Source organism: Aquabacterium sp. A08 (assembly GCF_011742065.1).
Window position 1 is genome coordinate 1 of the sequence record NZ_JAAQQT010000084.1, and the last position, 409, is coordinate 409.

Annotated in this window: 1 protein-coding gene; it reads right to left on the bottom strand. The window is 70.2% G+C overall.

The window, feature by feature from the left end; all coding sequences use genetic code 11:
- Positions 1-73: 73 nt before the first annotated feature.
- The coding region (locus HA630_RS00485; protein ID WP_305792594.1) for a carboxyl transferase domain-containing protein at positions 74-409 on the bottom strand (336 nt) is incomplete at its 5' end.

Genomic DNA, 409 nt, shown 5'->3' on the forward strand with positions numbered 1-409 from the left:
CTCGGCGCGGGTCAGGGTCACGGTGGCGCGGTGCGCCTGCACGGTCACGGTCAGGTTGCTCATGTCCGGCCCCTCACATGCGGAACACGCCGAACTTGGTGTCCGGGGTGGGGGCGTTCAAGCTCGCGCTCAGCCCCAGCGCCAGCACACGGCGCGTGTCGGCCGGGTCGATCACACCGTCGTCCCACAGGCGGGCGGTGGCGTAGTAGGGGTGGCCCTGCTCTTCGTACTGGCGGCGAATCGGCGCCTTGAAGGCCTCCTCCTCCTCCATGCTCCAACTGGCGCCCTTGGCTTCGATGCCGTCGCGCTTGACGGTGGCCAGCACGCTGGCGGCCTGCTCGCCACCCATGACACTGATGCGCGCGTTGGGCCACATCCACAGGAAGCGCGGCGAGTAGGCGCGGCCGCA